Raw genomic sequence first — 13,778 nt, forward strand, 5'->3', positions numbered from 1 at the left:
AGCGGACAGATGACTGCAGTCAAGACCATGAATGGCACCAGCCTTTTGGTGCAGATCAGCGACGGGGGCTCTCCGGAATCCTTTGTCCATGATTGCCTTGTAAACGCAGAGCGTTCGATCCAATTTTCATCCGATGGCGACGCCGTCACCATTCCCGATTGCGACGAGCCGGACAAGCCCGGCTGGAAAGAGCAGTTCAAGGACGGCCTGCAGGCAACCATCGAAGGGGCCGGCATGCTGCACACTGCGTCTGTCGAGAAGTGGTTTGACTGGTTTCGCTCCGGCGACCTGAAGCGCGTGCGCGTCCGCGTCGATGTAACCGCCGCCAATGGCGGCGGTTATTGGGCCGGCGACTGGCACCTGATGTCGTTCGGAGTCAGCGGCGCCCGTAAGAGCAAAAGTCAGGTGTCACTAACGCTTATGTCGAGCGGACCTGTCAGCTGGACGGACGCCACCTGATGCATGGTCTTGTTTCCCTGCCATTCGGGTCAGATGGCGTTGATCATGACTTCCGGTTGACGCTGTCCTGTCTTATCGCGGTTGAAGATGAAACCGGCGAGGCGATCACCGTTACGGCGGCGAAGCTGCACACCGCTACGGCGACTACAAAAGAGATCATGTCGGTGCTTGTCTGGGGGTTGGTCGGCTCTGGCCGCAATCTATCAGAGGCTCGCGACCTGGTGCGACTGGCGTTCGACGCCTGGCCGCGCGATGGTCTGACCAAGGTCGCCTATATGGTTGCAGTCGCAGGGTTGTCCCGCGCTTATTCTCCCTCGCTTTCGGGGGAGGCGGAAGCGCCAGCGAGCCAGAGCGGATCGACGCTGGCGTGATCTTCTCAAGATCCGCACTGATGGGCGTCGACTGGCGCTCACTCACACTTTCGGAATTCAACCTGATCTCGCGAGGTTGGGCTCGCGCCAATGGCGTGGATACATCCGAACCTCCGGACGAAGATGAATTCGAAGCGGCGCTCGCCGCTGTTAAAGCACTGGATGGCGGTTGATCATGGCGATCGAAGCGGAACGGCTGGTGGCGGTGCTGGAAGCGCGGTTCACCGAATTTGAAAAAGCGGTGGATCGCGCGCAGCAGAAATTTGCCGGAACCAGCGCCGCTATCGAGCAGCGCGGCGATGCGTTGGCGGCAAATATCACGCGCTCTGCAGCGCGCGGCGCTAGCGGGCTGGAGCGGTTGTCAAAGGCGACGCGCGACACGCAGGTGAATACTGGAAGCCTAACGGCGCAGTTTCAGGATATTGCCGTGCAATTGGCCGGTGGTCAGTCGCCGTTTCTCATCGCTTTGCAACAGGGGACGCAGGTTACGCAGGCGTTCGGCAATTCCGGCGTGCGCGGCGCAATTGCCGGCGTGGGCGGCGCGCTTCTTGGGTTGATTAATCCGGTGTCGCTGGTGACTTTGGGGTTGATCGCCGCCGGGGGCGCGGCGCTTCAGTATTTCATGAGTTCGGAAAATGGCGGCGCACAGACAGAGGACAGTCTTCGCCGGCAAGGCCAGCTCATCGACGATGTTGTACAGAAATATGGCGACGCGCTTCCGAAGCTGCGTGCCTATCGTGAAGAGCAGGCAAGGGCAGTGGAGGCGTCCAATTTGACTGCCGCTGCCGAAGGCCCGGCGCAGGCTGAGGCAAAAAAGATCGAGGACGTTCTCGCTACGATCAACCGTGAATATTCTGCCGCCATGCAAGACTTGCGGTCATATGGCGACGACACCAAAACGGTCGTTGCGGATCTCGCAAGCGCATTTTCAAGTCTGCAAACCAAGATCCAAGACGGCAAGGCGACCACAGAAGATCTGACTTCGGCGCAGAATGCGCTGCAAGCGGCGCTCGACAATTATGGAAAGCCTTCGGTGATTGAGTTCGGAAACGCCTTTGCCGGCATTCTTCCGCAGATTCAGGCGGCCATTTCTGCTGTATCTGACTTTCGGGCGGAAGCTGCCAATGCGGTTGGCGGGCTGTCGTTTGATAAGGCAATCAAGAATTCAACACTGCCGCAGCTTGATCCGCTTGGTTTTATCAACGAGGAACGCGACCGGCAGGCGCGGGCCAATGCGACCAGGTCGCAATATGAGATCGAACAGGAGCGGCTTGCGCGATCGGCGTCGCGCGGCGGCGGCGAAAAGACCAATTCTTACGAGAGCGCCACAGAATCCGTGAAGGAGCGGATAGCAACGCTGACGGCGGAAACGGATGCGTTGTCGCAGCTCAATCCGCTTGTCGAGGATTATGGCTATGCGCAGGAAAAGGCCCGCACCGAGGCGGATTTGCTTAGTTCAGCGCAGAAGGCAGGGCTGGCGATCACGCCAGAACTCAGGGCGGAAATTGCGCAACTGGCGGATGGATACGCCTCGGCGACGGTCGCATCCAAGCAGCTCGCCGAGCAAAGCCAGAAAACCAAAGCAGCGATGGCTTTCGCGAAAGATCTGACCTCTGGCGCTCTCAGCGACATGCGCTCCGCATTGGAGGACGGCAAGATCTCCTGGCAGGAATTTGGCGACATGGCGATCAATGTGCTCAACAAGATCGCCGATAAGGCGCAAGACGCGCTGGTCGACGCGCTGTTTTCCGGCGCGTCCGGTACGGGAGGTTTCAGCCTCTTGTCGCTCTTCGGACTTGGAAGTTCGGCCTCGACTGTGGCGACTAGCGGCGGCGGCGTGTTTTCGGCGACTGGCGCCGCCGCCAGCTCGGCGCGCGTCGCGAGCGGATTGCCTAGCGATCTTGTAAGTTCGGCGTCGGTGAACCGCCTCGGCGCGGCAAGCCTGAAGCCCACTTCTCAGCGCGTCGATGTGAGTGTCGGCGTCGATATGGATAGCGATGGAAATTGGAAGAGCCATGTAAAAAACGTCGCCCGCAGCGCCGCAGCGCCCGTGGTGCGCGACGGCATCAATCTCTACCGCAAACACCAGTTTCACGATGATGTGGCGCGGCATGCTGCCCGGCCGCGCGTGAGGGGCAAATGACAACGCTTCTTTATATCGCGACAGAGTTCTGGCGGCGTATTCGCTTTGCGGATCGTCCTGCATTCCAGTTGATGGAATATCGATCGGAATCCATGGACGGAGCCGGGAACGTACTCGGGTCGCGGCGTGGGCAGCCGAAGTGGATGGTTTCCGTCAAAACGCGCTCCGGCATGCATGACGATGATGTCTATGTCCAGGGATGCTGCGAGGCGCTGCTTGCGCGTAGCGGCGGATTTCTTGCCTATGACATCAGGCGGCCTTGGCCTGTTGGCGATGCTGACGGTGCGCTATCGCAGGGTCACGCGGGCACGATCCGGATCAATTCAAAAGGCAGCGACAATCGCAGTTTGTCGCTCAAGAATATGCCGCTAATCACCTTGCAGCCTGGCGATCTTTTTTCGGTGCGCAATAACGATGGCTATCGGCAGCTGTTTCGCGCGGCTGAAGAGGCGGGCATTACGAGCGCAAATACAACAGGACTTTTCCAGGTGCGGCCCTTCCTGCCTTCGTGGGTGCAGGTCGATGACGAGGTCGCAATTTTCCGCCCGCAGATGATGTTTAAAATCATGGCGGACAGTTATTCCGTCTCGCCCGGCGCGGGCAACGCCTCGGGCGGGCTGAGTTTTACGGCGATCTCGGTGTCGAAATGAAAGTCTATTCGACGGCGACAACGAATTATCGGGAGGCGTTGCGGGATTTCTGGCCTGTGCATCTGCTGTCGTTCCGGGTTCGGGATCGCGAGACCAGCGCTCACGTCTGGTATCACTTTTCGACCCGCGACGACGATGAGGAAATCGCGGTGGTGGATCCCGATACTGGCAATACAGTGCTGCGCAGCTATCGCGGCGGCGGGCATATCGTCTCGGTCGATCCGATCGTGCGGTACGAGGGTGTATCGATCCGCAATGTGAGCGTGCGGATGTCGGCGGTCTCGGACGCCGTTCGCGAGATGCTGTATGGCTATGACGCGCGCGATGCGCATGTGGAATGGCATATCGGCGAGACCGAGGAAGGGACGGGGCTGCTTGTCGATACGCCCAATCTCGAATTCGAGGGGCTGATCGACGAGGCGAACCGGGCCGACAGCGCGCTGTCGATCTGGGCGCAATCGCCGCCGGTATCAGACAGCGATTTCACGCTGTCGCTCGCGCCCTGGCATTCGGTGCTGCAGCGGGCCAACGCCGCCAAGCGGACGCTGGCCGTGGGGCAGGAGCGCGGCGGCGACGGGATATACCGCTATGCCGATGCGGCGCATCGCTGGAATGATCTGACATGGGGCAAAGTGTGATGGGCGGATCGATTGTTTCGCGCGCCGGCTGGCCTGATGACTGGCGGTCGCGGCTGATCCGTTTTCTCGAGAGCCGTGAGCGCGCCGGGTTCGAATGGGGCTCGCGCGACTGTTTCCTGATGGTGGCGGATGCTGTCATGGCGATGACTGATCGTGATCCGGCGGCTGAATTGCGTGGGCGCTATCGCACCGAGACGGGCGCGGCAAGGATGCTGCGCAGCGCTGGCTGCGCCGATATGCGCGATGCCGCCTTGATTTTGTTTCGCGCCATTGATGTCGTCGACGCCACATGCGGGACGATCGGGCTGATCGAGCAAGACGGGCGCTGGAGCCTCGGGATCTTCTGCGGATCGTATTTTTACGTGCAATCATCGCTTGGGCTTGGCATCCTGCCGCGCTCGGCGGCGGCTCTGGCTTTCGAGGTGATCTGATGCCGCAGGTGTTTGCGCCGCTCGTCGCAGCGATCGGGATCACGGGCACGGCTGCGACGGTTGTGTCGTCGGCGTTGGCGCTGGGCGCCACGACGGCGGCGCAATATGTCATTGGCCAGGCGACGACGCAAAAGCCGGAGAGCGGCACAAAGCTGCAGGCGGTCGGCGGCGGCACCATCAATCAGGCGATCCTTCTCGGCGAAAAGGAAACGGCGGGATCGCTGATCTATCGCGGCTCCTATGGCTATGAGAACCGCACGCCCAATTCGCATCATGTGCGGGTCTATGCCTGTTCGGATGCGCCTGCGGACGGAATGATGACGCATGTGTGGGCGGATGGCGGCAAGCGGGCGCTCGGCGAGACTGAGGAATATGAGGGCTATCCGGTTCCCTATTTCGATGAGGATGGCGCAAACCGGCTGTGGATCAAGGCGTTGACCGGATCGCAGACCACGGCGAATGGCTATCTGCGCGCAAAATTCGGCGAGGACGCATCGCGGCCCTGGATGGACGATATGATTGGCCGCCAGCGGACAATCGTGATCGTGACGCAGCGGCTCTACAAGAAAAAGCCGCGCGGGCTGATCGACTGCCGGTTCGTGTTTCGCGGCATGCCTGTCTATGACTGGCGGCAGGATTCGACCAATGGCGGATCCGGATCGCAGCGTTGGGGCAGCGAGGCGACCTATGTGCTTCGCCGCAACGCGATCGTGCTCGCCTATAATATCGCGCGCGGCGTGATGGTCGCAGGCGAGGTGATTTATGGCGGGCCGAACTTTCCGGCGCGGCGGTTTGACCGCGACAGCTGGACGGCGGCGGCAAATGTCGCCGACGAAGATCTTGAGCTTGCCAGCGGCGGGACCATCAAGCGCGGCGCGGGGGGCGCGGAGATCAGCCTTGACGAAGAGCCGTTGACGGTGATCGAGCGGCTGCTGGCGTCGGCGGGATACCGGATGGTGATTTCGGGCGGGGTGATGAAGCTTGCATCCATGGCGGCGGGCGCCAGCGTGATGTCGTTTACCGACGATGATGTGGTGGTGACGCAGGATGCGACGCAACGGCTTTTCCCGGCGCGCGAGGATATCGCCAATGTGATCACCGGCGCCTATACGTCGCCCGAGGATGCGGGGGAGTCTAAACCGTATAGGGAGCGCTCGCGCCCGGCCTATGTGACTGAGGATGGCGGCGAGCGGCGGGCGCGGGAGCTGAACCTGCCTTATGTGCGGCACGGCGTGCAGGCGCAGAAACTGGCGTCGCTGGCGCTCAATGACAACAGGCGGTTTCGCAGTCATGTGGTCTATCTGCCATCGATCGCGCGCAAGCTTGAGCCGGGCGATGCGGTGACATTCACCAGCGACGAATACGGCTATTCAGCCAAAAAATTTCTGCTCGGCGATGTGGTTCTGAACGATGACGGGCTGGTGTCGGCAGCCATTCGCGAGGCGGATGCGACGGATGCGGATTTTCCGACCTCCGACCAGCAGGTGGACACAGCAGGCGTCTATGGCGACATCGTTGCCGAGACGCAAGTTGCGGTGTTTACGGCGTCGCCGGCGGTGGTGAAAAACGCCAGCGGCAAGGCGCGGATCCCGGCGATCCGGCTGGCATGGGAAACCGAGGCCGACGATGTCGACGCCCGGTCCATGCGCTACTGGGTGCGGCGGCTTGGCGATACAGACATCATCGACTCGGGGCGGTTCGATTTCGAGGATGGGACCGGGTTGATTTCCGGTCGCCTGATCGATGCGCTGGTCTATGAGGTGCAATGCCAGATCGCGCCCTATTCGGATCGCGACACCGATCGCAGCGACTGGGTGACGGTGGCGGCGGGGTCGGTCAAGGGCCGGGCAAGCCGGATCGCCTCGTCGGGCTTTGCGCTGATGGCGCGGAAATCGCCGGCGCTCAACTGGTCCGGCGACACGGTTGGACAGACCTATGTCGAGACGATCTCGGTGACCCGGGCGATCCGCGTCAGCAATGACGACGCCAATCCGGTGCGGCTGCAGCTGTCTGGCCGGCTGCGGCTCAATTGCCAGGACGACGGTTCAAACGGCGACGGCGCAAGCTTTTTAATAGCCGTGCTGAAAGTGGAAGCGCGCGCGCCCGGCGCGAGCGACTGGCGCGATATTCGCAACGGCAAATCGCTGCGGCTGGAAAGCCGGGCGGCGGGCCGGGCGAATGTGAAGCCGAAAAACGGGACGATCCGCGAAGTGTTTTCGCACCTGCCCGGAAAGAAGGATGGCGGCGACTGGCGCTATCGCGTGACGCTGATCGTGCGGCACAAGCGCGGGGCGGGACGGGAATGGGACCGGGCGGCGGTGCTGGCCGGGGCGACGCTGGCGGCGAGCTGGGAGCGGGATTGATGGGCATGATCAGCATTTACCAGATCAGCGACGGGCGCGTGCTCTATAGCGAGGAAATCGGCGAGGATGAGACGCCGGAGCTTGAGGCGGGCGAGGCCTGGCTCGACGGGGAATATGACGGGGCGCTGTATTATGTGGTGGATGGCGCGGCGACCGATCGCCCGCAGCTGGTGGATGACGACCGCGATTACACGCTCGACGCCGATGGCGTCACGGTGCTGACGATCCCGCTCGTCGATGGCACGACAGTCTATTACGGGGATACGGAAAGCGTGTCTTCAGGGACCGAAAGCCTGCAGGTGCGCAGCGCCATCGCCGGCGATTTTACTTTCCAGATCCTGCCGCCATGGCCCTATGTCGAGGCCGAAATCGTGGTGACATCCGATGTTGTTTGATTTTTCGCAAAAGCCGGCGCCGACAGGATTTTCGGTGACAGCCAAGCCGCTCGGCAATGTGGCGGGCTGGGCTGCGGTCGATGACAGCCTACATGAATTCTACCGGCTTTACCGCTACGCCTCGGCTGAGGATGCGGATAATGACGCCGATGGCGAGGCTGTGGAAGAGACGGCGCGGCTGACGGTGCGCGACGACGCGCCGCTGACGGCGGGCCATGAATATGGCTATCGGGTCACCAGCGTCGACAGGTTTGGCAATGAGAGCGCGAAAAGCGCCGTGCGGACTGCGACGGCGCGGCTGGTGACGGATGCGGATCTGGATATCGACAGCACGCTCGGCAGCATTTCCACCGATATCGGCGCTGCGGTGGCGGCGGAGGCGGCGGCCAGGGCTGCGGAAATCGCGGCGGAAGCCGAGGCGCGCGCGGCGCAGGATATCGCCACCTATCAGGATCTCAGGGCGCAGGCGGAGGTGAATGCGGAGACCGCCTCCTATGTGATCGAACTGGCGATGATCGCCAGCGACGCGCAACAGAGCCTGCGGCGCGAGGTGGTGACGCAGGCGAATAGCGACCGGGCGTCATTTGTCGAACAGATCTCGACAGCGGTCAGCGCCAATGCGGCGCTGGCGTCGCGCGTGACGACGGTGGAAGCGGAGACGGCAACGCTTTCGGCGTCGATCGAAACGATCGAGCTTGCCTATGTGGCGGGCGACGAGGCGCTGGCGCAGACGATCGAATCGCTGGCGGTGGGCACCAATACGCAATTCGATCCGGTGGCGAGCTGGTATTTCGACGCGAGCGCCGATGGCTGGAGCGGCAACGGGACGCCTGTGGTGACAGACGGATATCTGGTTCCCGCTGCGCATGCGTCCGACCCCTATGTGGTCAGTCCGGAGGGGTTGACGGTTGCGGGCGGCAGCTATCGCCAGGTGCGGGCGCGGGCCAAAAAGACCGGCGCGCCCGCCTGGGAGGGATGGCTGTGGTGGAAGGGCGCCAGCGATACGACCTGGGACAGCGGGCGACGGGCTGCGATCACGGAGCCAGCCTGGGACGGTGCGGGGTTTGGCGAGATTACCGTCAATACCGGGTGGTCAGGCACGATCGCGCAGATCCGGCTCGATCTGACGGCTGCGGCGGATGCGTCCAATCTTGTGGCGCTGGACTGGGTGTCGGTGGGGCGGCCTTCGCCTGGCGCCAGCTCGGCGGCGCTGACGGCCGAACAGACGGCGCGGATTGCGGCGGATTCGGCGCAAGCGGGGCAGATCACCTCGCTGACCAGCCGCATGACCTCGGCGGAAAGCGGGATCACCGGCACGGCTGGCGGGCTTTCGGCGCTGACGGGGCGGGTGGAGACGGCGGAGGATGCGATCACGGCGCAAGCTGTCAGGATCGATGGCGTCGAGGCCTCGCTTGATGACAAGGCGTCGGTGACGGCGGTGGATGTGCTGACGGCGGAGGTGGCGGCGTTTGGCGGCGAGGACGGCGTGGCCAGTATCGGTCAGGCGACGCGGACGATCCGAAACGAGCTTGATCTCGCAGCGTCGGAAGCGATCGAGGCCAGCGTCGCCGACTTTCTGGCGCGGGAGGAATTGCGCCAGGCGACGGCGACAGCGACGCAAGGGTTGGGCACGCGGATCGACGCGACACAGACATCGCTGACTGTGCTGTCGGAAAGCGTCACCAGCCTGTCGACGGCGGTGGCCGGCAAGGCCAGCACGACAGCGGTGGAGACGCTGACGAGCCGGGTGACGGTGACGGAAGGCGCGATCGATGCGCTGAATGAGTCGGTGACGGCGCTCGACACAGAGGTCGATGGCAAGGCTTCGGCCTCCTCAGTGACGGCGCTCGGTAATCGGGTGACGGTGACCGAGAGCGGTATTACGACACTCAACAGCGCGGTGACGGCGCTTGGTACCGAGGTTGACGGCAAGGCGTCAGCCTCGTCGGTGACGGAAATCGGCAATCGGGTGACGGTGACCGAGAGCGGGATTACAGCGCTCAATTCGTCAGTGACGTCACTGACGACCACTGTTGCTGGCAAGGCGTCCGCCTCGTCGGTGACCTCGCTTGGCAACAGGGTTACGGAAACGGAGGATGGTCTTGAGAGCGTCGCGAATGCGACGACCAGTCTTTTTGCTGGCGACGACGCCGGCAACATCGCCTCGGCGCGGATGCGGATGGCGGCGGTGAGCGGACCATCGGGCTGGGCGCGCTTTGCAATACAGGTGCGGGCGCAATCGGATGACGACTGGAACAGCGCTGGATTTTTTCTTGATGTGCGCAATGACGGCTCCGATTCTCGCATCGTGCAAATCGCGGATCGGTTCGTGTTTCGCAATGGCGACGATGTGACGAGCGCGGTCATGCGGGTCGCCAGCGGCGTCATCTATCTCAATGAGGTCAATATTTCCGACGCGATCATCGGGACGCTGCAAGTCGGCGGCGCCAATATCGCGGATGGCGTGATCAAGGCGAGGCATATCGATGTCACAAGACTGTCGGCGCTGGCCGCCACCCTGGGCAATGTCGATATTTCCGAGGCTGATATCGGGAACCTCACGGTCAAGAACGCCAATATCGAGAGCCTGAACGGGTCAAAGCTGGTCGATCTGACGGTCGGGACCGGCAAGATCGAGAATGGCGCAATCACTGAAGTCGATTCGATCGCGCAGTTTTCTGATCTGGTGCAAAGCAACGATAATCCGGCGGCGAAAACGATCACGCTGGCCAATCCGTCCAGTTCGACTGTGTTTATCTGGCTTGAATTGCCGATCAGTCTTTTTGTGGAGGCTGGCGGCGCGAACGGAGCCGACACCCAAGGCAGCATGAATGCCAACTTCTCCTTGATCCGCAACTTTGGCGACAGCAATGCTTATGCACTATTCTCAAAAAGCTTCAGTCTGCTTGCGCAAGGCGGCGGCAATACAGATTTCGCTACCGAGTATGTCCGGGTCTTGGTTGCCGACATCGCTGCGCCAGCCAATGCGAGCTACCGATTCAAGTCAACATTCACCAACCTTGAGGGCACCAAAACCGGCGGTGTGACCAGCGGTCGAATTCGGTTCGGATATCCAAAAAAATGACCCATGTCACATTTTACGATCGGGACGGGCGTATCACGCGCTCGAAAACATGCGGCGTCGAGGACGATCTTGCTGCGTTTACGCCAGAGGGCGGAGGCGCATGGCCGGACTGTCTCGACGACGATCTGTGGATGTTTGTTGATCACGCGCCGACGCTGCGGCCGGAAATCGCGGCGAGCGCGACCTATGAGATCGTTGCCGATGGTGTGGCTGAGATCGCCATTCCACTGCCGGCGGGGACGATGGCGGATTGTGGCGGACGCGCTGTTGTGACCGATGTGGATGAGGACTTGCAATACACCACCACCATCGCCGGTACGCATGAGCTGACGCTCTCGCCGCCCTGGCCGTGGCGACGGAAGGTCATCACGGTGATTGCGCATGCGGTTTGATGATCGACCCACGACGGCGGCGCTTTTGGCAGCGATCGAGGCGGAGCGCGACCGGCGGCTGGCGGGCGGGTTCGACTGGGATTTCGGCGCGCAAGGCGTCCACCACATCGCAACAACAGCAGCGGATATGGCGGGCTGGGAGATTGTGACCAGAGCGGCGACAGCGCTGGCGCTGGCGGGATCCGACGCCACGATCGAGATCCATACCGAGACCGGGACGGCGCATGTGACCGGGCCGCAATGGAATGCGGCGATGCTGCATTACCGCATGACGATCGAGCAGCCGACACTGCTGGCGGCGCTGAAACTGCAGGCCATGCGGCCACTGCCGCAGGATACAGCCAACCCGGCGCACTGGCCGGCCTGACCTGACCCTATCGAGATGAGACGCGCCGCCCGGCCTGCCGGGGCGATGGCGCATGGCCTATGGAGAGACATATGGCGCAGCAGCCAACCTATAATGACGGCACGGTGACGGTGGGGGCGGGCGCCACGACCGTGACCGGCGTGGGCACCGCATGGACCACCTATGTCAAAGCGGGCGATTATTTCTGGGCGCAGGGGCGCTCGGTGCGGATTGCAACCGTCAACAGCGCCACGCAGCTGACGCTCGCTTATGGCTGGCCGGGCGACGCGATCAGCGCCGGCAATTACGAAATTATCTATACGCCGGCGCAGCAGGTGGCGCAGGCCAAGACGACGGCGCTTTTGGGGCAGCTGTCGAATGGCAATCTGTCGTCTATTGCTGGGCTGACTACGGCGGCCAATAAACTCTCCTACTATACCGGCGTCGGCGTGGCGGCGCTGGCGGATTTCAGTGCGTTCGGTCGATCGCTGGTGGATGACGCCGATCAGGTTGCGGCGCGGACGACGCTGGGACTGGTGCTGACAACGAGCGCCACTGACGCCACAGCGGGGCGGGTGCTGAAATATGGAGATTTTGGCGTCGGCACGCCGCTGCCAACGGCGTCCGGCGTAGATTATTCAAGCTTTTCGACATCGACGGGCTTCATTCATAACTCGTCGACATCCAATGCGCCCTCCGACGTGCCTGGCAGCGGCGAGAGCTGGTATGGATTTGCGGCCAACACATCCGGCGGCGGGCGCGGCGCGCAATTGCTGATCGGCAATGTGACGGGGCGGGCCTATGTGCGGGGGCACACGTCTGGCGCCTACACATCATGGGGTGAGCTTGCGCAGGTGGAGCGGGCGCAGACGCTGATCAACAAGACGCTGACCAATCCGACGATCAACGCCGCCACGATTTCCGGCACGATCGGCGGCGGCGCGACCTTCAGCGGCGCGCTGTCGTTCGACCTGCCGCCCCGGCTGCCGAGCTACACGGTGTCAACGCTGCCTTCCGCCTCCGCCTATTCGCGCGGACTGATCTATGTGTCCAATGGCGCATCCAACAAAAGACTGGCGATTTCGGACGGGACCGCCTGGCGGTTCCCGGATGGCGCCGTCGTATCCTGATCTAACGGAGCTGACCCATGCCTGTATTTACAGAAGAGACGCATCCTTACGAAATTCTCATCCGCTTCGACGAGGCGACGGGCGCGCTCAAAGGCGCGCATCAGCAGCGCATCACTGTCGTCAAGCGCGACGGCGCGGTGATTCAGGCGGTGATCGGCGAGGCTGCGCCTGTCGATCTTGTCGATTTCGGCGCATCCGGGCTGATGAGCGAGGCCATGGCGGCGGCGCTGGCGGCCAACGCCAATCTGCAAGGCCAGGTGGCGGCGCTGACAGCGGAGCGCGACGGGCTTGCTGCGCTGGCGTCGGCGCTGACGGTGGAGCGTGATGCGCTGACAGCCGAGCGTGATGCGCTCGCCGCCCGCGTGGCGGCGCAGGACGCCTGATTACCTGCCGCGCCAGATGAACCAGCCGGCGGCGATCAGCGCCAGCGCGGTGAAAATGGTCATGGCCTGATCGAACATCTCAAACATCGCGCGCCCTCACGCCTGCAACCGTCAGGATAGGCCGCGCTTTCCAGAAAGGAAAGATACATGGATCGCTCGAAACTTTTCGACGCCGTGCGCGACCCGCTGTTTGGCGGGCGCTTTACGCAGCCGCAGGTGGATGGCGTCGACGCCATTCTTGACGCCTGGGATGAGCAGGGCCTCACCGATGGGCGCTGGCTGGCCTATATGCTGGCGACCGCCTATCACGAAACCGGCCGCGCCATGGCTCCGGTGGTGGAAAACCTCAATTACTCGGCGGTTGGGCTGCGCAAAGTCTTTCCGAAATACTTTCCGACTGCCGAGATCGCCGCCGCCTATGCGCGCCAGCCGCAGCGCATCGCCAACCGCGCCTATGCCAATCGCATCGGCAATGGCGACGAGGCCTCTGGCGACGGCTGGACATTCCGCGGACGCGGCATGGTGCAGCTGACCGGACGGCGGAACTACGAAATCTATGGAGTGGCCAACCGGCCCGACATCGTGCTGGAGCTGGATTTTTCGGCGCGGATCCTGGTGCTCGGCATGCGCGACGGCGTGTTCACAAGCCGCAAGCTGGAGCAGTTCATCACCGGCGCGCGGTGCGACTATGTCGGCGCGCGCGCCATCATCAACGGCAGCGACAAGGCGCGCGAGATCGCGGCTTACGCCCGCGTGTTCGAGCGCGGCGCGGCCAAGGCGCTGTGACGACCAACCTCAGAAGGAGAGCGAGATGAAAACCTATTCGAAAGCGATCGGGGCGGGCATCGGCGGCGGACTGGCGGGCGCGGGCGTGAGCATCGCCGGGCTGCCGCCTGGATCGCCCTGGTACGCCTATGTGATCATGACCGTGGTGACCACAGTCCTGCCGGCTTTGATCACCTATTTCGCGCCGCAGAACGCGAAGTGACTTC

16 protein-coding genes are annotated in these 13,778 nt (G+C 62.7%); all 16 read left to right on the forward strand.

What is annotated here, in order from left to right:
* Positions 1 to 9 precede the first annotated feature (9 nt).
* The 16 genes from M2360_RS04615 to M2360_RS04690 all read left to right on the forward strand — a co-directional run bounded on the left by M2360_RS04615 (position 10) and on the right by M2360_RS04690 (position 13,774).
* Positions 10 to 459, forward strand: coding sequence for a phage tail tube protein (locus tag M2360_RS04615; protein WP_280773213.1), 450 nt, complete (start codon positions 10 to 12; stop codon positions 457 to 459).
* Positions 459 to 830 carry a GTA-gp10 family protein gene (locus M2360_RS04620; RefSeq protein WP_280773214.1) on the forward strand — a complete coding sequence of 124 codons (372 nt, stop codon included), beginning with the start codon at positions 459 to 461 and terminating at the stop codon, positions 828 to 830. The genes M2360_RS04615 and M2360_RS04620 overlap by 1 nt, the downstream gene beginning before the upstream one ends.
* Before the next feature lie 20 nt (positions 831 to 850).
* Complete coding sequence (locus M2360_RS04625) at positions 851 to 1,003, forward strand: hypothetical protein (protein WP_280773215.1); 153 nt, start codon at positions 851 to 853, stop codon at positions 1,001 to 1,003.
* Between the two features lie 2 nt (positions 1,004 to 1,005).
* Complete coding sequence (locus tag M2360_RS04630; RefSeq protein ID WP_280773216.1) at positions 1,006 to 2,973, forward strand: phage tail length tape measure family protein; 1,968 nt, start codon at positions 1,006 to 1,008, stop codon at positions 2,971 to 2,973.
* Positions 2,970 to 3,623, forward strand: coding sequence for a hypothetical protein (locus M2360_RS04635; RefSeq protein WP_280773217.1), 654 nt, complete (start codon positions 2,970 to 2,972; stop codon positions 3,621 to 3,623). Before M2360_RS04630 ends, M2360_RS04635 begins: the two co-directional genes overlap by 4 nt.
* Complete coding sequence (locus M2360_RS04640) at positions 3,620 to 4,261, forward strand: hypothetical protein (RefSeq protein WP_280773218.1); 642 nt, start codon at positions 3,620 to 3,622, stop codon at positions 4,259 to 4,261. Before M2360_RS04635 ends, M2360_RS04640 begins: the two co-directional genes overlap by 4 nt.
* Complete coding sequence (locus M2360_RS04645; RefSeq protein ID WP_280773219.1) at positions 4,261 to 4,692, forward strand: hypothetical protein; 432 nt, start codon at positions 4,261 to 4,263, stop codon at positions 4,690 to 4,692. Before M2360_RS04640 ends, M2360_RS04645 begins: the two co-directional genes overlap by 1 nt.
* Positions 4,692 to 7,055, forward strand: coding sequence for a phage tail protein (locus M2360_RS04650; protein ID WP_280773220.1), 2,364 nt, complete (start codon positions 4,692 to 4,694; stop codon positions 7,053 to 7,055). The genes M2360_RS04645 and M2360_RS04650 overlap by 1 nt, the downstream gene beginning before the upstream one ends.
* Positions 7,055 to 7,450: a hypothetical protein gene (locus M2360_RS04655; RefSeq protein ID WP_280773221.1), complete on the forward strand. Its 396-nt coding sequence runs from the start codon at positions 7,055 to 7,057 to the stop codon at positions 7,448 to 7,450. Before M2360_RS04650 ends, M2360_RS04655 begins: the two co-directional genes overlap by 1 nt.
* Positions 7,440 to 10,535 (forward strand): hypothetical protein, encoded by a 3,096-nt coding sequence (locus tag M2360_RS04660; RefSeq protein ID WP_280773222.1) that lies wholly within the window; start codon positions 7,440 to 7,442, stop codon positions 10,533 to 10,535. Before M2360_RS04655 ends, M2360_RS04660 begins: the two co-directional genes overlap by 11 nt.
* A complete protein-coding gene (locus tag M2360_RS04665) occupies positions 10,532 to 10,927 on the forward strand; it encodes a hypothetical protein (RefSeq protein WP_280773223.1) in 396 nt (131 codons plus the stop codon). The genes M2360_RS04660 and M2360_RS04665 overlap by 4 nt, the downstream gene beginning before the upstream one ends.
* Positions 10,917 to 11,294: a hypothetical protein gene (locus tag M2360_RS04670; protein ID WP_280773224.1), complete on the forward strand. Its 378-nt coding sequence runs from the start codon at positions 10,917 to 10,919 to the stop codon at positions 11,292 to 11,294. Before M2360_RS04665 ends, M2360_RS04670 begins: the two co-directional genes overlap by 11 nt.
* Positions 11,295 to 11,365: 71 nt before the next feature.
* Complete coding sequence (locus tag M2360_RS04675; RefSeq protein ID WP_280773225.1) at positions 11,366 to 12,403, forward strand: hypothetical protein; 1,038 nt, start codon at positions 11,366 to 11,368, stop codon at positions 12,401 to 12,403.
* Between the two features lie 17 nt (positions 12,404 to 12,420).
* Positions 12,421 to 12,786, forward strand: a complete 366-nt coding sequence (locus tag M2360_RS04680) for a hypothetical protein (protein WP_280773226.1) — start codon at positions 12,421 to 12,423, stop codon at positions 12,784 to 12,786.
* Positions 12,787 to 12,933: 147 nt separating this feature from the next.
* Positions 12,934 to 13,572, forward strand: coding sequence for a hypothetical protein (locus tag M2360_RS04685; protein ID WP_280773227.1), 639 nt, complete (start codon positions 12,934 to 12,936; stop codon positions 13,570 to 13,572).
* A 25-nt stretch (positions 13,573 to 13,597) separates the two neighbouring features.
* A complete protein-coding gene (locus tag M2360_RS04690; protein WP_280773228.1) occupies positions 13,598 to 13,774 on the forward strand; it encodes a hypothetical protein in 177 nt (58 codons plus the stop codon).
* Positions 13,775 to 13,778 lie beyond the last annotated feature (4 nt).

The organism is Rhizobium sp. SG_E_25_P2 (assembly GCF_029892285.1).
Lineage (GTDB): Bacteria > Pseudomonadota > Alphaproteobacteria > Rhizobiales > Rhizobiaceae > Rhizobium_E.